Annotated in this window: 21 protein-coding genes; 19 read left to right on the top strand and 2 right to left on the bottom strand. The window is 38.6% G+C overall.

What is annotated here, in order from left to right:
* Positions 1 to 42: 42 nt before the first annotated feature.
* On the top strand, positions 43 to 264 hold the full coding sequence (locus tag AC6H3C_RS13660; protein WP_497515949.1) for a PLDc N-terminal domain-containing protein: 222 nt from the start codon (positions 43 to 45) through the stop codon (positions 262 to 264).
* Positions 265 to 386: 122 nt separating this feature from the next.
* Here AC6H3C_RS13660 and ftcD read toward each other — a convergent pair whose 3' ends face one another.
* Both ftcD and hutI read right to left on the bottom strand, forming a co-directional pair.
* The gene (gene ftcD / locus AC6H3C_RS13655; protein WP_497515948.1) at positions 387 to 2069 is read right to left on the bottom strand and encodes a glutamate formimidoyltransferase; all 1683 of its coding nucleotides are present in this window, start codon (positions 2067 to 2069) and stop codon (positions 387 to 389) included.
* A gap of 9 nt (positions 2070 to 2078) precedes the next feature.
* Positions 2079 to 3326 carry an imidazolonepropionase gene (gene hutI, locus AC6H3C_RS13650; RefSeq protein WP_497515946.1) on the bottom strand — a complete coding sequence of 416 codons (1248 nt, stop codon included), beginning with the start codon at positions 3324 to 3326 and terminating at the stop codon, positions 2079 to 2081.
* Positions 3327 to 4049: 723 nt separating this feature from the next.
* Between hutI and AC6H3C_RS13645 the strand changes: the two genes are divergently transcribed.
* The 18 genes from AC6H3C_RS13645 to AC6H3C_RS13560 all read left to right on the top strand — a co-directional run bounded on the left by AC6H3C_RS13645 (position 4050) and on the right by AC6H3C_RS13560 (position 22628).
* Entirely contained in the window at positions 4050 to 4190 is a 141-nt protein-coding gene (locus AC6H3C_RS13645) for a hypothetical protein (RefSeq protein WP_497515944.1), read from the top strand.
* Positions 4191 to 4944: 754 nt separating this feature from the next.
* On the top strand, positions 4945 to 5256 hold the full coding sequence (locus tag AC6H3C_RS13640) for a DUF6922 domain-containing protein (protein ID WP_497515943.1): 312 nt from the start codon (positions 4945 to 4947) through the stop codon (positions 5254 to 5256).
* Positions 5211 to 5831: a nucleotidyl transferase AbiEii/AbiGii toxin family protein gene (locus AC6H3C_RS13635; RefSeq protein WP_497515942.1), complete on the top strand. Its 621-nt coding sequence runs from the start codon at positions 5211 to 5213 to the stop codon at positions 5829 to 5831. The genes AC6H3C_RS13640 and AC6H3C_RS13635 overlap by 46 nt, the downstream gene beginning before the upstream one ends.
* A gap of 277 nt (positions 5832 to 6108) precedes the next feature.
* Complete coding sequence (locus AC6H3C_RS13630) at positions 6109 to 6345, top strand: hypothetical protein (protein ID WP_497515941.1); 237 nt, start codon at positions 6109 to 6111, stop codon at positions 6343 to 6345.
* Positions 6346 to 7095: 750 nt separating this feature from the next.
* Entirely contained in the window at positions 7096 to 7341 is a 246-nt protein-coding gene (locus AC6H3C_RS13625; protein WP_497515940.1) for a hypothetical protein, read from the top strand.
* An 842-nt stretch (positions 7342 to 8183) separates the two neighbouring features.
* A complete protein-coding gene (locus AC6H3C_RS13620; RefSeq protein WP_497515939.1) occupies positions 8184 to 9248 on the top strand; it encodes a metallophosphoesterase in 1065 nt (354 codons plus the stop codon).
* A gap of 352 nt (positions 9249 to 9600) precedes the next feature.
* Positions 9601 to 10899 (top strand): phosphoenolpyruvate mutase, encoded by a 1299-nt coding sequence (gene aepX / locus AC6H3C_RS13615; RefSeq protein WP_497515938.1) that lies wholly within the window; start codon positions 9601 to 9603, stop codon positions 10897 to 10899.
* Positions 10851 to 12035 carry a phosphonopyruvate decarboxylase gene (gene aepY, locus AC6H3C_RS13610; protein ID WP_497515937.1) on the top strand — a complete coding sequence of 395 codons (1185 nt, stop codon included), beginning with the start codon at positions 10851 to 10853 and terminating at the stop codon, positions 12033 to 12035. The genes aepX and aepY overlap by 49 nt, the downstream gene beginning before the upstream one ends.
* Positions 12036 to 13157: a phosphonoacetaldehyde reductase gene (locus AC6H3C_RS13605; protein ID WP_497515936.1), complete on the top strand. Its 1122-nt coding sequence runs from the start codon at positions 12036 to 12038 to the stop codon at positions 13155 to 13157.
* Between the two features lie 46 nt (positions 13158 to 13203).
* Positions 13204 to 13995 carry a LicD family protein gene (locus AC6H3C_RS13600; RefSeq protein ID WP_497515935.1) on the top strand — a complete coding sequence of 264 codons (792 nt, stop codon included), beginning with the start codon at positions 13204 to 13206 and terminating at the stop codon, positions 13993 to 13995.
* Between the two features lie 155 nt (positions 13996 to 14150).
* The gene (locus AC6H3C_RS13595) at positions 14151 to 15380 is read left to right on the top strand and encodes a lipopolysaccharide biosynthesis protein (RefSeq protein ID WP_497515934.1); all 1230 of its coding nucleotides are present in this window, start codon (positions 14151 to 14153) and stop codon (positions 15378 to 15380) included.
* Positions 15381 to 15404: 24 nt separating this feature from the next.
* Positions 15405 to 16700 carry an O-antigen polymerase gene (locus tag AC6H3C_RS13590; protein WP_497515932.1) on the top strand — a complete coding sequence of 432 codons (1296 nt, stop codon included), beginning with the start codon at positions 15405 to 15407 and terminating at the stop codon, positions 16698 to 16700.
* A 106-nt stretch (positions 16701 to 16806) separates the two neighbouring features.
* Positions 16807 to 17961: a glycosyltransferase family 4 protein gene (locus tag AC6H3C_RS13585; RefSeq protein ID WP_497515930.1), complete on the top strand. Its 1155-nt coding sequence runs from the start codon at positions 16807 to 16809 to the stop codon at positions 17959 to 17961.
* Positions 17942 to 18973, top strand: a complete 1032-nt coding sequence (locus tag AC6H3C_RS13580; protein WP_497515929.1) for a polysaccharide biosynthesis protein — start codon at positions 17942 to 17944, stop codon at positions 18971 to 18973. Before AC6H3C_RS13585 ends, AC6H3C_RS13580 begins: the two co-directional genes overlap by 20 nt.
* Positions 18974 to 18978: 5 nt before the next feature.
* Positions 18979 to 20106 carry a non-hydrolyzing UDP-N-acetylglucosamine 2-epimerase gene (gene wecB, locus AC6H3C_RS13575; protein ID WP_497515928.1) on the top strand — a complete coding sequence of 376 codons (1128 nt, stop codon included), beginning with the start codon at positions 18979 to 18981 and terminating at the stop codon, positions 20104 to 20106.
* Entirely contained in the window at positions 20099 to 20968 is an 870-nt protein-coding gene (locus AC6H3C_RS13570) for a dTDP-4-dehydrorhamnose reductase family protein (RefSeq protein WP_497515927.1), read from the top strand. The genes wecB and AC6H3C_RS13570 overlap by 8 nt, the downstream gene beginning before the upstream one ends.
* Positions 20969 to 20982: 14 nt before the next feature.
* Complete coding sequence (locus AC6H3C_RS13565; RefSeq protein WP_497515926.1) at positions 20983 to 22173, top strand: glycosyltransferase family 4 protein; 1191 nt, start codon at positions 20983 to 20985, stop codon at positions 22171 to 22173.
* Positions 22174 to 22178: 5 nt separating this feature from the next.
* On the top strand, positions 22179 to 22628 hold the full coding sequence (locus tag AC6H3C_RS13560) for a cupin domain-containing protein (protein ID WP_497515925.1): 450 nt from the start codon (positions 22179 to 22181) through the stop codon (positions 22626 to 22628).
* Positions 22629 to 22841 lie beyond the last annotated feature (213 nt).

Below are 22841 nucleotides of genomic sequence, written 5' to 3'. Positions count from 1 at the left end.
AAAATTATTTTAACTTGTATTCGTATTCAAAAACAACATCACATGTTTTCACTGTTAGTCGTACTGTCGCACGAGATTCTTGCAATTCAGGCCATGCTTGTTCTGCTTGTTATTCTCCCCGTAATGTCCGTTTTAAGCATATTACGTAATGAATTTGAGCTGTCTGATCGTTATATTTGGCTTACGCTGGTCATTCTGCTGCCAATTATCGGATCGATTCTCTACATTTTTATCGGGAGAGAACGCAGGCTTAACAGGTATTAACCGGAAACGGCAATTTCGTTAACGAATTGAATCCGATAAGAAAAACGGATTATTAACGTTGACGAAGGTCACCTGCCGAATCGTTGTTTTCTGTTTTACAGTCCTTATACCCGACTGTAATGTCAGCTTATTCTCTCATAAACGAGGCTTAAAATTTCCTGTTCCTTATACCCGGCCTGGTACAGCAATGCTTCAGCCTTGTGTTTTATTTCGGCTGACTTTTGTTCGTCTTTCAATCCGGGGAGGTTGATCAAAACATTCAGGTACGCCCCATGCACCGCTGTGCGGGCACACAGCGCACCCACCCCGGCATCGGAGACCGAATTCGGGTTCCCGATCGTTGCCATTTCCTGAATAACGGTCATTGATGCAAACGCCGTTTCCATCACTTCCAGCGGCACCAGAATAGCCCGAAGGGTTGCTTCCTGAATGGCCGTTGTCCGTTTCAATTTTTCATCCGCACCTTCTTTAGGCATAGCATAAGCATCCATAATCCGGTTGAAGGCCTGGGTATCTTCATCCACCAACTGCAACAAGCGGGTTTGGTATGCTTTTGCTTCCTCTGCCCAACCGGAGAATTCTTCCCAACGCTCTTCCCACCCGCGTTTGTGGGCCGACAGGTTCGCCACCATGCCAGACAAAGCGGCCCCCAGCGAACCCACATAGGCTGAAATGGATCCGCCACCGGGAGCCGGCGATTCAGAAGCGGTTTCGCTGACAAAGGCCTCCAAACTCAATTGCTTTAGCTTGGGTTTGTTATCTTCCAGCAAATATTCAATAATTCGCTGCCGGGGATCAAATGGGGCCAGTTCGTCGAGCCCCATTGATTTGACTGCAATTTTGATGATCTCTTCATCCGAAACGCCCGTTGACCGTTCCTGCTTGCGTAAAAAATATTTACCGGCGTCAAGCATGGCCTGTAAGGGAATCAGGCCAATCAGTTCCGAGCCGGTCACCCGCATTCCCCGCTTATCGGCACTCCTGCAAACCTCATCGAATGCGATATGTACCGGCGTTACCGTAATATCGGTCAGGTTCATGGATATCTGAGCAATGCCGTATTCTTCAATAAACCAGCCAATGGCGCGAACCTTTTTTAATGTACCGGGAATTCTCACCGGTTCTCCTGTTGCATCCGTGATTATTTTACCGGTGACCGGATTGCCTTCGCGCAAGATCCGTCCGGCTTCGCGCACATCAAAGGCAACCGAATTGGCTCGCCTCACCGATGTGGTATTCAGATTAACATTATAGGCAACCAGAAAATTACGGGCGCTCACGGCTGTTGCCCCCGATTTGGCATTAAATTCGGCCGAGCCGTAATCGGGTGTCCAGTTCGGATCTTTCAATTTTTGGGCTAAGCCTTCGTATTCGCCAGCCCGGCAGTTGGCCAGGCTTCGTCGTTCGTCATTTTGAGCGGCAAATTCGTAACAATAAACCGGTATCGCCAGCTCCTCTCCTATCCGTTTGGCCAATTGATGTGCGTATTTCACGGTTTCTTCCATGCTGATATTGGCAATGGGCACCAACGGACAAACATCGGTGGCTCCAAACCGGGGGTGCTCACCCTGGTGTTTGCTCATATCAATCACTTCGGATGCTTTTTTTACACCCATAAAAGCGGCTTCCACCACTGCTTCGGGCGAACCGACAAAAGTGACGACTGTCCGGTTGGTTGCTTTCCCCGGATCAACATTCAACAGTTTTATGCCGGCTACGCGTTCTATCGCATCGGTAATTTGCTTGATAACAAGAGGATTTCGTCCTTCACTAAAGTTGGGGACACATTCAACTAACTGGTTCATAGATTTATATTAGATTATTTTTCCGTCAAGAATGACTGTTTCAATCAAGTCGTTTCCAAAATAGTACGGGATGGCCTCAAAACCGGGTATTTCTTTGGTGATAAACACATTACCGAGCTTACCCTGGCAAATACTTCCGCAAATACCTTCTACGCCCATCGCGTAAGCCGAATTTAAGGTGACAGCATTAATCGCTTCCGCCGGAGTCATTTTGTATTTGATACATCCAAGCGACTGGATGAAATTCATGTTGCCCGATGGCGAAGAGCCCGGGTTATAATCGGAAGCCAGCGCTACAGGCAGGCCCGATTCGATCATGCTGCGTACCGGCGACAAGGGCAGATCGAGAAAAAAAGCTGCCCCCGGTAATACGGTGGGCATGGTTTCACTCCCTTTTAAAACCCTGATTTCTTCATCGCCTATGTGTTCCAAATGATCGACCGAAAGGGCATTGTATTTTACGCCAACCTGCACGCCTCCGCTTAGAGCCAGCTCGTTGGCATGAATCTTCGGGCGAAGGCCAAATTTCAGCCCGGCCATCAGAATCTGCTCTGTTTCGAGCGGAGTAAAAAATCCCTGATCACAAAAAACATCGATGTAATCGGCCAGTTCTTCTGCTGCAATCTGTGGAATCATTTCATGAACAATCAGTTCGATATACTTTTGACGATCGCCTGCAAAGTTTTCGGGAATGGCATGGGCGCCTAAAAAAGTAGATTTGATCACCATGTAACTGTCCCGCTTCAACCGGTTGATCACCCGCAACATCTTTAACTCCGATTCGACAGACAAGCCATAGCCGCTCTTAATTTCAACAGCTCCGGTACCCATCATGGCGATTTCCTGCAAACGCTTCATTGCCGCTTCGTATAAATCGTCGGGCGAACAGCTTGCCATCATTTTAGCCGAATTTAAAATACCTCCTCCCCGCTTCGAAATTTCCTCATACGACAATCCCTTGATCCGGTCAACAAACTCCGGTATCCGGTCGTTTGGAAAAACCAAATGGGTATGAGAATCGCAATAGGCCGGGAATACAAGACGCCCTGAACAATCGAGTTCCATTAACACGTCGTTGTCGAGCTTTTCGTGGTTTAGCTCGTCCATCGGGCCAAATCCTTCAATCAGCCCGTCGCGCATCACCAGGTAAGCATTTTTAAGCGATGGAAGAACCCCCATGTTCTTCCCCGACTTAAATTTCACAGAACAATCTTCTATCTGAATTAACTCCTTTATATTTTCCAAAACAAGTCTCATGCGTCTCAATTCTTATTACAAGTTAATCAAAGTCAGCGAACAAATAAGCTGTTAAAGGTCATTTTCTTCATTTTATTTTAAATGATTTTGCAGTCAGATTCAAGCCGGAAATTCCGAAAGAATGCGCTTTTAAACCGTAACCGAAACCGAAAAAGGATTGTTTTTTTTTCGGTTTTGGTCATTCAAAATAGGCAAAAATCTTTAAAAACCAAATTGATGACTATGAACCGGGCTGCAGAAAATGGTCGACTGAACGAGTATTTTTGATTATTCTGTAATCATGAGCCCGGAGCTGTCGTGGGACACCAATGCGGCGGTTCAGACGACTTTTGGCAGATCAGAAAGCGGCAGGGTGAAGGATACTTACAACAGATTTTCTTGTTTTTACGATGAATTACCGGTAAATATTCCTGCACCAACAATGCAATGTTACTGCTTCCTTAATTTTAAAGACAGCGATAATCAGAATAAGTCATTAATTTTGAGTATCTTTATCGCGTAAACTTTAACAAAAAACTTTCCTTTAGCAATTCCTATTGCTGGTTGGTTGCTCTTGTTTCGGATAAAAGAGCCTTTGTATTTAGAAATACAGTAACCGCCGGAAACATACATCATAACCATTCGTCATACGAAGCAGGCTATAGTTTACAATGATTTAAAAACTAAATGAGGAGGAGTAATTCTATGTTTGACAGGAAGCAAAACACGTTCAATTCACCCGACATGTCGAAGTTAAAAGCAGTTGTGATTGATAACCGGACCAGGATCTATGTTCCGCTTGATGCCGATCCGGAAAAAGCCCGCGCCCGCTATTGGTCATACCGGGAGGCAAAAAATCCGGGAATGATTCCAATAAAACAATAAGCACATTAACCCGCATTATTCATCAGCGCAAAAATCGAACATTATAAATTTACGGGGTCTTATTTTTGACTGTTGAATTCAACAAAACTTGCATCAGATTCTGATGAGCAATATCAATACAAGGATTTATCGGTATCATATCCGGCTATTTTTGTTCTAAAGGTCTCATTTTACAACAACAGGGCATCGCATTCCCATTGTTGTTTTTTTTTTGCTGCTGTACAGTGTTCCTTTAGTGTTCAATCTCAGCGGTACTCAGGCAAAAAAATTAATGATCGACGATTAAAGATTAACGATCAACGATGGACCAGGAGCCGAAAATCGATGTATTCAGGCGCTTTTTAACTGCAAGCCGCAAGTTCAATTATCCAATGACTAATTATCCAATGACTAATTATCCAATGACTAATTATCCAATGACTAATTATCCAATGATCCCTCAGTTTTTCTTAACGCAAAGAACGCCGAGAAGCCGCAAAGTTTCGCAGAGGGCAAGCTCCAAGCTCCAAGCCCCACGCTGCAATGACCAATTATCCAATGACCAATATCCAATGACCAATGACCAATGACCAATTATCCAATGACCAATTATCCAATGACCAATATCCAATGACCAATATCCAATGACCAATTATCCAATGACCAATTATCCAATGACCAATGACTAACCACCGATTACAAAAAGGCAAACTAATAACCGAAATGCCCATCCATTCGCTTAATTTGATATCTTTGTATACCAGATGATTACTTTATGCAAAAACAAGGTACATTAACGGTCCACGATCTGTCTCCTCATTTATTTTGGGATGTCGACCCGGTTAAGCTGGATTTGGAGAAGGATTTTCATTTTGTATTAGCCAGAATATTGCAATATGGATTAATCAACGACTGGATTCTGTTTTATAAACATTTCGGACTGGAGAAAATTACCAACGAAGCAAAACAAATCCGGGATCTGGATGACAAATCAATCCACTTTATTGCAGGGCTGTCAGGATCAAAATTAGAAGAATTCAAATGTTACACCTGGAAACAATCGACCCCCCGGCACTGGAACTTCTAAGCCGGTTAATGCACATTCGGGAATTCAGCGAATTGAATTTGGTTGGCGGCACGAGCCTGGCCTTGCAGATCGGACACCGGAAGTCGATTGACCTTGATTTGTTTGGATATCTTGAGCTGGATGATTATCAATTTACAACGATCCTGAAACCATTCGGTTCCGTGCAGTTAATAAACAGGACCGCCAATATCAAAACATTTCTCATTAATAAAATCAAAGTCGATTTCGTCAATTACCCTTACCCTTGGCTCGAACCCGGTCTCTTGGTTGACGGAATCCGTTTGGCAGCCAAAAGCGATATTGCAGCGATGAAACTTGCAGCCATAACCGGGCGGGGCTCCAAAAAAAATTTTATCGACATCAGTTTCTTATTAGATGAATTTTCGCTGGAAATGATGCTTAAATTTTATCGTCAAAAGTTTCCGGATGGTTCTGAATTCCTGGTCGTAAAAAGTCTTACTTATTTTGAAGATGCGGAAAATGAACAACTTCCGGTCATGTTAAAAAAAGTGGACTGGAATGCCGTAAAATCAAAAATCATTCTTCACACAAAAAAGAACCTGGATCTCAGGTAATACGTGTAGATAGATCGAGCATACGAAGTTAGTAAGTTCATAAAAAACACCCCCGCCTCATGCCCCAGGCTCCCTGCTCCAAGCCCCAATTATCCAATGATCCAACCACTGATTACCGATATCCAACCAATCACTGATCACTGATTACAAAAACTCCAAAAACATGCTGATATGCTTTGAAATTTGGCAAATTATCTAAAAAGAGCTTCCCATTTTTGATTTTTAGGACTTTTGCCTCGGGATTATTGTATATTTACAAAATAGAAACATGAAGGATATGACAGCGATTGAATTAAAAAAGGTATTAATACACAGAATAGCTGAGATTGATGACGAGTCCTTTTTAAATGCCATTAAAACGATTCTGGATTCAAAGGCTCATTCCCGGATTTTTTTATTAACACAGGAACAACGTGACGAAATAAATGAGTCAAAGAAACAGATTGAACAAGATTTGTTTTTGGAACAAGCTGAATTGGATAAGGAATTTGATAAATGGCTAAACGTAAAATAGTCTGGTCACATAGGGCGAATAGTAAACTTTTCGAGATCCTGGAGTTTTACAATGAGAGGAATAAGAGTAAGGAGTATTCAAAAAAGCTTTATGAAAAATTTACCAAGGAATTAAACCTGCTCATTAAATATCCTGATATTGGGGTAAAAACCGAAATTGAATCAGTCCAGGGTTTAATTGTTGAAGGGTATATCTTATTTGCGGAACTCAGGCGCTTTTTAACGCGGAAACAAGCTTTAAGCCGCAAGTTCCAATGACCAATTACCAATGCCCAATGACCAATTACCAATGACCAATGACCAATGACCAATTACCAATGACCAATTACCAATTACCAATCTTCCACCCTCCCACCCCGGCGGGGTGAAATATGTGTAGCCCCGGGTAAGCCGACCAGCTGCCGGCAGACAACAACAAGGCGCAGCCACCGGTATGGCAAAAACACTCCCCCGCCTCATGCGCCGCGCCCGTAAAGGCGTCTATAAGAAGAATTAAACACGAATTCCCGGAGACCGGAAAAAACTCCAGTATTCAGTGTTCAGTACCAGTGTTCAGTCGCGGTTTTACTCAGGTACTTCTTAGCTCCAAGCTGCAAACCTCAAATCTCTGATTACGGATTACCGATTACCGATAAATGAAGGATCGAAGACCGAAGACGGGGAAAGTTCCGGTATTTGCAATTCTGAAAATCCGTAATCCGGCAATCCAACTGAAAATATTTCCTAACTTTGATCCAAACATCGGAGTAAAATGAAAACGATCATCACCATAAAAAAGAATAAACCAGCTTTTAAAGCACTGATTCTTCTTGCGAAAGAACTGGAGAAAAATGATCATACATCCATTTCAATCAGCGAGATAAAACAAAAAAAGAAAGATTTTGATTTGATTTTACCTGATGCAAATGCGGGCGATCCATTTTCGTTATTTGAACAACTTGCTGATTTTCCAACGCTGAATGAATTAAGAAAACAAGCATGGCCAAAAGTCTTGTGATTGTTGATAGTTGCGTATTTATCAGAGCCTTTCGAAATGACACAACTGCTAAAAACGACCTCAATGCAATTGAGGGACGAACCGCTTATTCGGTCATAACACAACTTGAATTGTTGGTAGGAGCTAAGACAACCGGAAAGAAAGATTTCGAATTCATCCAAGGGATCAAATTTCACAAATAAATCAGCCAATAACCATTGATGACCGCTATTTTCCAGTTTTAATCAGGCGCTTTTTAGCTCCAGGCTCCAAATTTCGAGTTGTCACTGGTTACTGATTACCGATTACGGATTACGGATTACCGATTAACGAAGGATCGAAGACCGAAGACGGGAGAAGGTCGCAGTATTCAGTCGCAGCTTTACTCAGGCACTTCTTAGCTGCAAGTTCCAATTATCCAATGACCAATTATCCAATGACCAATTATCCAATGACCAATTATCTAACCGCCGTAGCAACGTGCCACTGAACACTAATCACCAATCACTGATTACCGACAGGACAATAATACAAAACCTTCATCATCAGGCTAATTTGAACTTGAAACCTATACACTCATGCACATTTTTAAATGCAGAGGAAGGCAAGACGCCGCGAAAGGCAAAGAGATGAATGAACAAGGAACCGGAAGTAGGACTTTGGTGCTATTTTACAACCAAAATGAAGCGAAATCTGAATGCAAAAAAAGATTACTTGGAGCTTTCGCTTACTTTCACATTATCTGAAAAATAATTTGTAGATTCGAACGCTTCATCTTCCTTTTTTGCCTGTAAGATCGGGATTAATGCGAATATGAATGGTGTCCAAAACGAGTATATTGATTTAAGTGCTAAAAATTAACCATGAACCTGAATAAAATCTTTAAGATACTTTTTCCTCTGATCATAGGGGTACAAATAATCTCGTGTGGACTTCTGTCTGACACATTGGACGTAAAGGTTGATTCCGGTCCATTTAAAAATTTTGATCCAATCCAGAATATCCAGTTAACGGAAGCTTCTGAATTTATTGTCATTATTCCTGATATTCAATTCTATACTGTTTATAAAGAGAATCACTATTTGTTAGATAAACTTATTTCGCGGATAATTGAAATTCATGATGCCGGTTTTAAAATTAAAGCTGTACTTCAGGTTGGAGATATCACTGACCGCAATACAAAAGATGAGTGGGAAAGCGTGAAAACAGTTTTCTCCAAACTTGATAATAAAATCGACTATATACTTTGCACCGGGAATCACGACTACGGTGACAATGGAACCTGTAATAATCGAAACACGTTGTTTAACGACTACTTTCAATACAACGAAAATAAATCATTTATCACCGGATATCAGCAAAATAATTACGAAAATTCATGGTTCCAATTTAGCATACAGGGACAACCTTTTCAGCTCTTTTCGCTTGAATTTGGTCCGCGAGATGAAGTCGTTACCTGGGCGGATAGTATGGCCAATCTTAATAAAGAAAAGTATGGAATATTACTTACTCATGCATACTTAGCCACTGATAATAAACGATTTGATTACGCCAATCTTAAACTTAATCAAACATTATCTCCCTATGCCTGGACTTTGAATAATCCGGAATTTGAGGTTGGGAAAGTAAATGATGGCCAGCAACTTTGGAGTAAATTTTTGGTTAATAATAATTTTCAATTCGTTTTTTGCGGACACCTTAAGAGTGCCACTAATTACCTCATCTCTATTAATCAAAGTGAACAAGAAGTGCTACAAATGGTTTTTGCAGAGCATAATATGCCTCAAGCCATTGAAGGTTGGGTACAAATCCTGGAATTTTACGCCGATAAAAAAACAGTTGGTGTCAAAACCTATTCTACTTTATTGAATACTTGGAAAACTGACTCAGTTCACCAATATGATTTTACCTATAACCTAATCGAATAAATATTGTACCCATTTTATCGAACGACTATGGATTAAGCCTATTCTAATATTCGACGAAATTCTTTTCTATCACACTCTTTCAACGCTATTATTTCCCCTGCATTTGTGATTCAGCTTCATGTTGCAACACAAAATTAGCTACAAAATTTAGTCAATCATGTTGGTTAATGATTGAATGAATCCGTCTTTTCCCTGTTGAACAGTAATTTCTTTACTTTTCTATTCTTCTTCTTAGGGGAAATTGATTACTTTTGGGGACGAAAATAGAGTTACATTTGGGCTCAATATTATTTCAGAAACGGATTGACATAATCGTATCTCAAAGATCACGAATCAACTAAATATAATAAGAATGAAAAAAGTATATATTGGTATGAGTGCCGACATTGTTCATCCTGGCCATTTAAATATCATCAAAGAAGGGGCAAAATTAGGAGATGTAACTGTGGGCGTTTTGACCGATAAAGCAATTGCAAGCTATAAACGCTTGCCATACATGACATATGAACAGCGCAAAATAGTTGTTGAAAATATAAAAGGAGTAAGTTATGTTATTCCACAAACGACTTTGGATTATGAACCCAATTTACGCAGCCTCAAACCTGACTTCGTTGTACATGGTGACGATTGGAAAGAAGGGATACAACAAAAGACCAGACAAAAAGTAATTGATGTTCTTGCTGAATGGGGAGGTGTCCTGGTTGATGTACCATATACAAAAGGTATTTCATCAACCCAGCTCAACGGCAGTATCAAAGAAATTGGTACAACGCCTGACATTCGTTTGAAAAGATTACGCAGATTAATTGAATCCAAACCAATAGTTAGGATTCTTGAGTCCCACAGTGGATTAACCGGGCTAATCTGCGAGAATATTTCTGTGAATATAAACGGTAAACAAGAAGAGTTCGATGGTATGTGGTCATCAAGTCTTACTGATTCAACATCGAAAGGTAAACCCGACATTGAGGCGGTTGATCTCACCACCCGCCTCCACGCTATCAATGATATGCTTGAGTGTACCACTAAACCACTGATTTATGATGGAGACACGGGTGGAAAGCCGGAACATTTTGTGTTTGCTGTTAGGACTCTGGAAAGATTGGGTATCTCCGCGATAATCATTGAAGATAAAATTGGATTAAAAAAGAATTCTCTCTTTGGAACGGATGTCAAGCAGGAACAGGATAGTCCCGAAGAATTTTGTTATAAAATCTCAGCAGGGAAAAAAGCCCAGATTACTAAAGATTTTATGATCATTGCAAGGATTGAAAGCTTAATCTGTGGAAAAAGTATTGACGACGCCATTGAGCGCGGTCAAAACTATGTGAAAGCTGGTGCTGACGGAATCATGATTCATAGTAAAGAAAAAACAGGCGACGATGTAAAAGAATTTTGTCTAAGATTTCGCAAAACAGATAGTACCACTCCAATCATCGTCGTTCCCTCAACATATAACCACGTGAAGGAACAAACATTAATCGAGTGGGGAGCCAATGTCGTAATTTATGCCAACCACATGTTACGTTCTTCCTATCCGGCCATGGTCAATGTTGCAAAATCTATTTTAAGCAATAACAGATCATTGGAAGCAGATGACCAATGCATGCCGATAAAAGAGATTTTAAATTTGATCCCGGGAACAAAATAACACATAAGGATATGATAAGTGTACAGGATTTCTACAACGAATTGGTAAAAAGTAAGATAAACTTTTTCGCAGGTGTTCCGGATTCATTATTAAAAGATATTTGTGCATATATTACTTCCAATACACCACCAGAACAAAATATCATTACGGCGAATGAAGGAGCTGCCATTGCCCTGGGAACTGGCTATCATCTTGCCACCAATAACATTCCTTTGATTTACATGCAAAATTCAGGGATTGGTAATGCGGTGAACCCGCTTATGTCGCTGGCAGACAAAGAGGTATATGCCATCCCGATGATCCTTCTGATTGGATGGAGAGGCGAGCCTGGAGTAAAGGACGAACCACAACATATTAAACAAGGACGGGTTACTCCTCAATTACTTGATAGTCTGGAGATTCCGTATCAAATTATTGATGATACATCCGACTATCGAACTGTAATCAAAAATGCTGTTGAAACAACTCATACAATTTCTTCCCCGGTTGCAATTCTGGTAAGAAAAGGAACTTTCGAACCGTTTAAACTAAATCAGAATAACGAAAGCACATACGAATTAACACGAGAAGAAGCCTTGGAAGAAGTTTTGAAATACATTCCGAACGAGGCTGTTATTGTATCAACAACGGGCATGCTTTCGCGCGAATTATTCGAATTACGTGAAAAGCAGAAACAATCCCATGAAACCGATTTTCTTACGGTTGGCTCGATGGGACACACCTCTCAAATCGCCTTAGGGATAGCACTGGCAAAGCCAAATAAACAGGTATTTTGTTTCGATGGAGATGGCTCTGCCTTGATGCATCTGGGAAATTATGCAATTGCAGGAAGCCTGGCGCCTAAAAACCTGAAGATAATTATTTTCAACAATGGCGCACACGACTCTGTTGGAGGGCAACCGACAATTGGACAGAAGATAGATTTCTCAAAAGTCGCTGAATCCACGCATGCAAAAAGTTTCGGAACGGCAATAAATAGGCGGGAAATTGGAAATATTTTACCACAATTTGTAAATGCCAATACGATTGCTTTTCTCGATATCAGAATAAAAAAAGGAGCACGTAAAGATTTGGGAAGACCAACATCAACTCCTATACAAAACAAAGCTGCATTCAAAGAAAATTTTAAAAAGTAGATGGTAAGCCAGAAAGAATTGATTTCGCCCGGATCAATCCAGCTACTGGATGACCTAGTTGAAAAATCAGGAACCAAAAATGTTTTTTTGGTCAGAGGAAACAATTCTTATTTTAAATCAGGAGCAGATAAGGCGCTATTACCTATCATACAGAAATGTAAGGTAGTTGAGTTTTCGGGATTCAGTGTAAACCCGAAACTTGAGGAAGCCCAAACAGGTCTTGAATTATTTAAGGGCAGTAAGGCCGAATTAATTATTGCAGTCGGTGGTGGGAGCGTCATTGATATGGCCAAAATTATCAAGTACCTCATTCTTAACGATCCGGCCAACAGTAATATGCAAATTCCGCAGCTAATTGCTATACCCACAACTGCAGGTACGGGAAGTGAAGCTACCCATTTTGCAGTCGTATATATTGAAGGGATCAAACATTCTTATGCACATGAGTCAATTTTGCCCAATGTAGCTCTTGTTGATGCAAACCTGCTGCATGGCCAGTCCAATTACCAGATGGCAGTGTCCGGAATCGATGCCTTTGCACAAGGGATTGAATCTTACTGGAGTATCCACTCTACTGAAGAATCCATGCAATATGCAGAGAAAGCCATTAAGCTTATTTGGAACAACCTTGAAAAAGCAATTCATGGAGATAAACCGGCACGACAGAACATCGCACAGGGATCATTTATGGCAGGGAAAGCAATTAATATCACAAAAACAACTGCGCCACACGCCTTGTCCTACGGATTTACAACAACGTTTGGATTGCCACACGGACATGCCGTCGCCTTATTTTTGCCTTTTTTCTCTTACTATCATGGAAACTTAAATATTAACGATTGTTTCGATCCGAGAGGCGCTAATTTTGTAAAAAAACAAGTTTCAAATATCAAACAATATCTGGATATTGAGGATACTGCAATTGAAATATCAATTGCTCGATTCTTAAAAAGCATTAAGTTAGAAATTAGGTTTAAAAAATTAGGTTTAACATCTGTTGATTTTGAGTCAGTATCAGGTCTTGTGAATATAGAAAGACTTCAGAATAATCCGGGCCTGGTAACCAAAGAATTAATTAAAAGCATATACTATTTCAATAATAAATTTGACACAACGAACTAATAACAGAATATTATTGAATAATTAGAATAATGAATTTGAATATAATATGGACGATTTATTAATATATAACTCTGAAGGGTCTGATTTAAGAAAAATGCAATTACGCATGCTCGAAATGCTGATATTTATAGATTCTATTTGTCAGAAATACAACATACAATATTGGCTGGCAGCGGGTTCTCTCTTGGGAGCGGTGAGGCACGGCGGCTTTATTCCTTGGGACGATGACTTGGATATAGAAATGCTTAAAGATGATTATAAAAAACTTTTAAGAATTCTGGAAAAAGAAACTCCATCAAATTATCGACTTCAGACGCATAAATCAGATAAGAATTATATTTATCCTATTGCTAAACTTAGGGATACAAACTCCGTTATCAGTGAAAACAGAAATGCAGATAAAAATTATCGATATAGGGGAATCTTTGTTGATATCTTCTATTTGGATCGAGGAAACTCATTTCTTGCCAGAACAACAGTTAATATTCAAAAGTTTCTATTTGTTCTTACTTTAATAAAAAACGATTCATTCGGTATCCTTCTTTCGCTAAAGAATATTCTATACTACACAATTCACTCTATCCTGTTTCCATTTCTTAGATTGTGGGCAAGACTATTTGGAATTAAAACCTTAATCCTCCCGTTTGGAACAGGATTTACAAAGAAAAGACATATTAATGATATATTTCCTCTTACGAAAATTAGCTTTGAAGGAAAATATTTTAGTTCCCCTGCAAATCCGGATGCCTACTTAAAGGAACTTTACGGTGACTATATGAAACTACCAGACGAAAATGACAGACGTGTTCATACAATAAATCTAGCGTTTATAAACTAATTATTTTGATGAAATAGAAATTCGCTCATAATTAAACAAAATGATGAGAGAACACACAAAATAGATTCTAAAACGATTTACTTATTTTACACCTATCATAAAGAAGCATTGCTGGTATTATTTATTATTGTGATTATCAAAAAAAACCAAAACAAATGTTCCACTTTATATTAAAATCCAAGCAGACGATATTTGCGTTCATAAGCAATATATTTTACACATTTGCTGTTTGGATCATTGCCGTAATTATTAATTTTTACTATGGAGTGGAAGCCTTAGGCGAATATTCTCTGATTCAGGCAATAATTGCCCCTCTGACACTTTTTTTTCACCTGCAACTTAAAGTATTAGCCACCATAGATACCAATATTAAAAAGAAATTTTCAACTTATCTAAACACATATCTTTTATCAGAAATTACATTCCTGGCAATTGTCATTATATTAGGAATATTATTAAAACAAACTATTCTATTTTATTCATTTGCAGTATTTAAGATACTTGAATCATTAAATTGGCTTATTCAAGGGTATCATCAATCGAAAAATGACTTCTATAACTCATTTCTAATTGCATTAATCAGAAGTGCTTCTCTATTGCTGATTCTATGGTTGACACTTTCAAATGAAATCTCTCTGCATCATTCTTTTTTTCTAATAAGTAGTACCTGGCTTTTTATTTTCATTTTTTTTGATATTCCTAAAATCAGGAACGATGGTTGTGATATTAGATTTGATTTTAATTTGAAAGCAGTTAATCCCATAGTTATTTCAGGAATATCACTTTCGACAATAGCCTTTCTTGATTCATTGATTGTTGCAATTCCACGCTATTTTATAAAAGGTTATTTTGATGAAACGGAATTGGGCAAATTTACAATGGTCCTTCAATTCTTTATCGCTTCAACAATCTTTGTTATTTCAGTTGGACATCCCTTTCTTGTCAGGTTAAAAGAGTGTCTGAATAATAACGACTTAAAAAAGTTTAGAATCGAGGTTAATAAAACAATTTTTATTTTTTTCCTTGCGTCTACATTCGTTTTATTGTTTTTTATCTTATTTGGAAAATTTGTTCTAAAAATTGTATGGGGCAGTGATCATGCTGTTCTCCATTCAGATCTCAGCTTATCTATGCTTGGAATAATTCCCCTGTTTCTTTCAAGTGTCTTCGTTTATGCAATAAACGCGCTAAGATTTTTTAAAGCTCATATACAATATTATCCGATCATTTTAATTAGCCAGGTACTAATGTCGTTGATACTGATTCCTAAATTTGGAATTACCGGTGGAATTATTTCAATTATCACAGCACAATTTGTTAGAATGATTTTGTCCGGCATATTCTATTTCCGACTATTGCGCCTATACAAAAAAAATATATCTTAACAGGATAAAACAATATACGAACTGATGCAATTCATAACGATATCCCTTTTTGCGATTATAATTATCATCTCTTTTTATCAATCTTTTATAAAGAATAGAGAAGCCTACTCCATAAATAAATTTTTATGGGTCTATATTCTTATTTTCTGGGCTATTGTTCCATTAGTTCAATACCGCATTGACATATTTCCATGGAACATTAAGGTTAGCGAATTCAATGCTATAAAAGCAAATATGTTGATTTTATTGTGGATTGTATTTTATATATTGTCATATAATACATTTAAAAGAAAAGAATTGAATATTGATGTAACCGTTTTAAGCCCTCAAGTGTCTCTTAAACCATCTTCAATTTTATTATTATTAAGCATACAGTTTCTTATTCTACTATTTTTTTACCTAATAAGCGGAGGATTTGTTTTCTTAAGAGGAGACTTTGATGCACAGACCATTTCCGGCACGCAATCAACCTACCTAATTATCAATCAGCTTTTAAGAGCGTCCACAACCTTTTGCACCATCATTTTTGCGTATTACTATAAATCCACTCCATCAAGGAAACGGTTGATTATATTACTGTTATCCCTCTTCTTGTTGATATTTACCAATTTTCCGTTAGCAATACCTCGATATATGGCGGGTGCTTTTTATATTGCCATTGTGTTTGTATTGATGCCTGACTTTAAACATAAGAGCCTTCCTACAATCGGATTAGCTATTTTGATTTTCATTATTTATCCCGCGTTATCGGTGTTCAGGGTAAAAGATCAATCGGTGAATGATATTCAAGTTTCACTGGCGGCAGCTTCATTTTTAACAGGCGATTTTGATAATTATGCAACCTTAAATATGGTAATCGATTATGTGAATAAACACTCAATCACATATGGCTCTCAGCTTTTGGGCGTTTTATTTTTTTTTGTTCCTCGCAGTATTTGGCTGTCGAAACCAATTGGATCAGGGGCTTTTGTTGCTGAATCAAACAATTGGTCGTTTACAAACATCTCATGCTCATATGTTGCAGAAGGATATTTAAACTTCGGTTTTATTGGTGTAATTATATTTGCTATTATTTTAGGTTATACCGTTTCAAAGCTTGACGCATTCTTTTATCACAGCAAGAAGTTGAATTTTATAAAAATTTTCTACCCAGTCTCACTGGGCATGATATTCTTTATATTACGAGGCGATTTGATGTCTTCATTTGCATTTACTACCGGATTTATTATTGCTGCCGTGATTATTGCCACAGTTATCAGGCTAAGAATCATTATAAAAAAAGACAATATTATGTGCATGCCAAATAAAACCAGAAATTGAATTAACAAGTGCTTTACTTATTTAAACAGCCCAAATAGATAACGTAATCCTATATTATTCTTTATTCGACAAATCCTATGTATGTAACTAAAGTAATAACCTTATTATGAGAATCGGAATAGATGCGACCAATATTGGAGGAGGTGGAGGGATAACTCACTTGAAAGAAATTCTGTTTTATCTCAATGATATAATTTCCGACGATAAACCGTTAACATTAATTGTTTTCGGCTCAGAAAATGTTCTTAAAGAGCTTCCTGAATCAAACCATGTTGAAAAAATAACCTTCTCTTGGTTAAATAAGAAAATATACCACCGAATAATTTTCCAGGTATTCTACTTTGATAAAGAAATAAAAAAGCGTTGTGACATACTATTTTCAATCACAGGAGATTATACAGGCAGTTTTAGACCAATTATTAGTATGTCCCAGAATATGCTATTGTACGAACGAAAAATATGGAAAGAGATTAAGCAACCGCGTGAGATTTTTCGTTTTTGGCTCATATATCAAAAGCAAAAACGCTCATTTAGAAATGCTGCCGGTATTATTTTCATTTCCATTTATGCGTGTGAGGAAGTTCTAAAACAATTTAATCTTGAAGAAAAGGCTAAAACCATTATTCATCATGGCATATCTCCCCGATTCCAGGGGCCTGTGAAAAAACAACTACTGGTTTCAGAATTTTCATTTGAAAACCCTTTTCGTTTTCTATATGTTTCCACAGTTCATGTATATAAACATCAATGGAATTTGGTTCAATCCGTTGCAAATCTACGGACAAAAGGCTATCCGATTAGTTTAGATTTAGTAGGTGGAATTATTTATAAACCGGCGGGAAGACGGTTGACGGAAACGATACAAAACTTTGATCCCGAAGGAAATTTCATACATTATCATGGGCATGTTCCTTATAATGGGATCGAAAAATTTTATAAAGATGCAAATGGTATTGTCTATGCTTCCACTTGTGAAAATATGCCAAATATATTGATCGAGTCTATGGCATCAGGCGTTCCGATTGCCTGTAGTAATAAACAACCCATGCCTGAATTTTTAAAGGAAAATGGATATTATTTCGATGCAAAAAACATTTGTTCTATCGAAAACGCATTGGAACAACTGCTATTGAATCCGGAACGAAGAGAGCAAATGGCAAAGAACAATTTAAAAGAAGTAAAAAAATTCTCATGGAAAAAAACAACTGAACAAACTTTTAACTTTATTGAACGAATTTACAATGAATACAACCATGTTTAAAAACAAAATCCTTTTAATCACCGGTGGTACTGGCTCTTTTGGTAATGCCGTTCTAAACCGGTTTCTTGATACAGAAATAAAAGAAATTCGCATCTTCAGCCGGGATGAAAAAAAACAACACGATATGCGGGTATCGCTGAATAACCCCAAGGTCAAGTTTTACATTGGAAACGTACGCGATTTCGACAGCATTGAAATGGCCATGCGTGGTGTCGATTTTGTCTTTCAGGCAGCTGCGTTGAAACAGGTTCCCTCTTGCGAGTTTTTCCCCATTGAAGCAACGCGTACAAATGTAATGGGTACAGACAACGTAATTAAAGCCGCTGTTGCAAACAAAGTAAAGAACGTAATTTGTCTGAGTACCGACAAGGCTGCCTATCCGATTAATGCGATGGGCATGAGCAAAGCATTGATGGAAAAAGTAGCAGTTGCTGCATCTCGCAATATACCTGAAGGTGACACAAAGGTTTGTCTTACCCGGTATGGTAACGTGATGGCTTCGCGTGGATCGGTTATTCCTCATTTTGTAGAACAAATTAAAGCCGGCAACCCGATTACGGTTACCGACCCCAATATGACTCGCTATCTGATGTCGCTGGACGAGGCGGTCGATCTGGTACTATTTGCTTTTCAAAATGGGAATCAAGGCGATCTCTTTGTTCAAAAAGCGCCTGCTTCAACCATTGGCGATTTAGCCTTGGCCATCAAAGAACTGTTTAATGCACCAAATCCCATCCAGGTAATTGGTACCCGCCACGGAGAAAAACTGTACGAAACCTTGTGTACCCGCGAAGAAATGGCCAAAGCTATCGATTTAGAAAATTTTTACCAGATACCAGCCGACAACCGAGATCTCAACTACGGCAAATATTTTGAAACGGGCGATGTCAACACTTCGGCACTCGAAGATTACAACTCACACAACACGCAACGACTTAATGTTGAAGAGGTGAAAGAAAAACTTTTATCATTGGATTACATCCAGGAAGAATTAAGATTATGGCAAAAATAAAAATAATGACTATTGTAGGCACACGGCCCGAAATAATCAAACTCAGTCGTGTGATTCCTGAATTGGATAAACACACCCATCATATTTTAGTCCATACCGGCCAGAATTTTGATTACGAATTAAATGAAATCTTCTTTGATCAGTTAGGAATCCGCAGGCCCGATCATTTCCTGAATGCTGCCGGTGCAAATGCCGCCGAAACCATCGGAAACGTCATTATTAAATCAGATGCAATTTTTGAAGAAGTAAAACCGGATGCGGTACTGATTTATGGTGATACCAATAGTTGCTTGTCAGTTATTTCAGCTAAACGCAGAAAAATTCCGATTTTTCATATGGAAGCCGGAAATCGTTGTTTTGATCAACGGGTTCCCGAAGAAATCAACCGGAAAATAGTTGATCACTTAAGCGATATCAATTTACCACTTTCGGAACATGCACGCCGATATTTGATAGCGGAAGGAATCCCGCCGGAAACCATCATAAAAACGGGTTCACCTATGAAAGAAGTATTGCTCTATCATCGGGAAAATATTGAAAAATCGGATGTGCTTGAAAAAGAAAATCTAAAAAAGGGAGGTTATTTCATCGTAAGCACACACCGCGAAGAAAATGTAGATTCGGAATGCAACTTCAACAACCTGTTGGAATCACTGAATGCACTAACAGAAATGTATAATAAAAAAGTCATTGTATCCACTCATCCGCGTACACGAATGAAGCTGGAAGCAATCGGTTTTACCAATCAAAACCCGCTTATTGAGTTTATGAAACCTTTTGGTTTTTTAGACTATATAAAGCTCCAAAAAAATGCGTTTTGCGTGATTTCGGACAGTGGTACCATCACCGAAGAATCGTCTGTATTAAAGTTTCCTGCCATTACGATACGACAGGCACATGAGAGACCTGAAGGGATGGATGAAGGAACTTTAATCATGACAGGGTTAAAAAAAGACCGGATTATCGAATCTATCAATATTGTAACGACTCATTTCGAAGAAAATCCGGAATTAATCCATACGGTGAATGATTATGAAACCAATAACGTTTCTAAAAAAGTACTGAGAATCATCCTTTCATATGTTGATTATATAAACCGTACTGTTTGGTCAAAAGGAAACACCCATGAATAAACCTAAAATAGTTTTACTCGGCGCCACAGGGATGGCCGGTCATGTCGTATATCAGTACCTCGCCAGGTTGGGAAAATATAATATTATCAATCTCGTTTATCGTAGTCCACTGAATGCAGAAAGCATCATTGCTGACGTGAATAATAAAGAGATGTTGGAAAAAATAATCTCTGATCTAAATCCTGATTTCATTATTAATTGCATTGGCGTTCTAATAAAAGGTTCATGCGAAAACCCGCTCAATGCTATTTACATCAATGCATACCTCCCTCATTCCTTGGCCAGGATCGCTGAATCGATGAATGCAAAGCTCATTCATATCAGTACCGATTGTGTTTTTTCAGGAAAGAAGGGTGCATACCGTGAAACTGATTTCAGGGATGCCGACGATGTTTATGGCAGAAGCAAAGCGCTGGGAGAGGTTATCAGCGACAAACACCTGACAATCAGGACCTCAATCATTGGCCCGGAAATAAAACAAAACGGAGAAGGATTGTTTCATTGGTTTATGAATCAAACCGGAGAGATCAACGGATTTACGAAAGCCTTTTGGGGAGGGATCACTACGTTGGAATTAGCAAAGGTCATTGATGCCACTCTTGATCAAAAAATCGTTGGTCTAATAAATATCACCAATGGAAAGCGCATTTGTAAGTATGATTTGCTAAAGCTTTTCCAAAGAGCTTTCAATAAATCTGACGTTACAATTAATTCGGTTGAAGGAAAACTAGTTGATAAAAGTTTAATCTCCGAGCGAAACGACTTCCGATATCAGGTTCCGTCCTACGAAACAATGGTACGAGATTTATTTCAACTGATGGATTCAAACAGAGAAAGGTATTCGCAATATTACAGGTTTTAACAGCAAATTTATCCATGAAGCTTTTATTGATCGTTGATGATTACCTGCCGCATAGTATAAAAGTAGCTGCAAAGATGATGCATGAGCTGGCATTGGAATTTAAAGCCAACAACCATGATGTTACCGTTTTAACCCCTGATCCTAGACTAAGGATTCCATTTAAAGTGGAAGAAATTGATAAAATCAAGATCGTTTTCTTTAAATCCGGTGAAGTTAAAAATATATCGAAGGTAAGAAGAGCGATCAATGAAAGTCTGCTCTCCGTACGTGCATGGAACACAACCAGATCATATTTAAAATCAAATCCTCATGATGCAATTATCTATTATTCTCCATCCATCTTCTGGGGACCGATGGTTGGCCGGCTTAAACGGCTATGGGGGGCAAAATCATATTTGATCCTTCGTGATATTTTCCCCCAGTGGACTGTAGACAATGGATTGATAAGTAAAAGATCTCCCATCTATCAATATTTCAAATTTTTTGAACGGATCAACTATAAACACGCGGACAAGATAGGAGTCATGTCTCCATCAAATCTGTCTTTTTTTCAATCTGTTCAAAAAGATGTAATAAAATTTGAAGTATTGTATAACTGGGCAAAAATTGATGTTCCCAGGATAGCTGACTCACATTTTCGCGATCAATTAGGTCTAAAAGAGAAGGTTGTTTTTTTTTATGGTGGGAATATTGGTCACGCTCAAAATATGATTAACTTGATTCATCTGGCACACCGGCTCAAGGATAATCCCAATGTCCATTTTCTGTTTGTTGGCAAGGGGGATGAAGTGGATCTTATACTCACTGAAAAAAAGAAAAACCAACTTGACAATGTTACCTATCTGCCCCCCGTAGGTCAGCAAACTTATTTTAAGATGTTAAATGAATTTGATATTGGTCTTTTCAGTTTACATCCGGGCCACAAAACACATAACTTCCCGGGGAAACTTTTGGGATATATGGAATTTTCAAAACCCATTCTTGGCAGTGTTAATAAAGGGAATGATCTAAAGATAATCGTAAATCAAGCAAAAGCAGGTTTTATTTTCGATCATGGGGAAGATGAAGAATTTTACAATGCTGCACTAAGACTAATTCAGTCAGAATCGCTACGGAACGAAACCGGTAAATTGGCGCGTCAGCTTTTAATCAATCAGTTTTCAGTTGGCCGGGCTTGTCGTCAAATAGAAAACAGTTTAAAGTGATTTGGATGGCAACTATAAAAATTGATAAGCCGAAGTTAATAATCGGAGACAATTACAAAGATGAAAGAGGAATTCTTTCATACATAAATGAATTTGATTTATCATTTGTAAAACGATTTTATACCATTACGCATCCCAACATTAATGTAATCAGGGCTTGGCAAGGTCACCAATGTGAACACAAATTTTTCCATGTGGTTGAAGGGAGTTTTCTTGTTGCATGGGTCGAAATCGATAATTGGGCTAATCCATCCCCCAACCTTAAGGCAAATTTTGAAATTATGACAGAAAACACCAACGCTGTATTATCCATTCCGGCAGGATATGCCAACGGATTAAAAGCATTAAAAGCCAATTATAGAATCATGGTATTTTCCGATCATGGGCTTAATGAATCGTTAGATGATAAGATACGGTATGACAAAAATCTGTGGATAAACTGGCATCAGTTTTAAGTATCCCTCCGGGCATGAACCTCTTTTAAGTTTGCAGCAAAATTAGTAAAGGTTTGCTGGCAGTAGTTTGCAGAGCTTATCGGCCTGGTACAGGTGCGCAATCTGGTAGCTTCTATCGTTGTTTTAAAAATTCCAAAAACATTCCGACACAGGTTGGACTTTTTTGGAATCTGTTCTAAAGTAAGCATTCGGTCTGCCACGTATACTGAATTT

It is taken from the genome of Gaoshiqia sp. US2 (genome assembly GCF_059705485.1).
The sequence above is the reverse complement of the archived record's forward strand: the minus strand, read 5'-3'. Positions and strand labels throughout refer to the sequence as shown.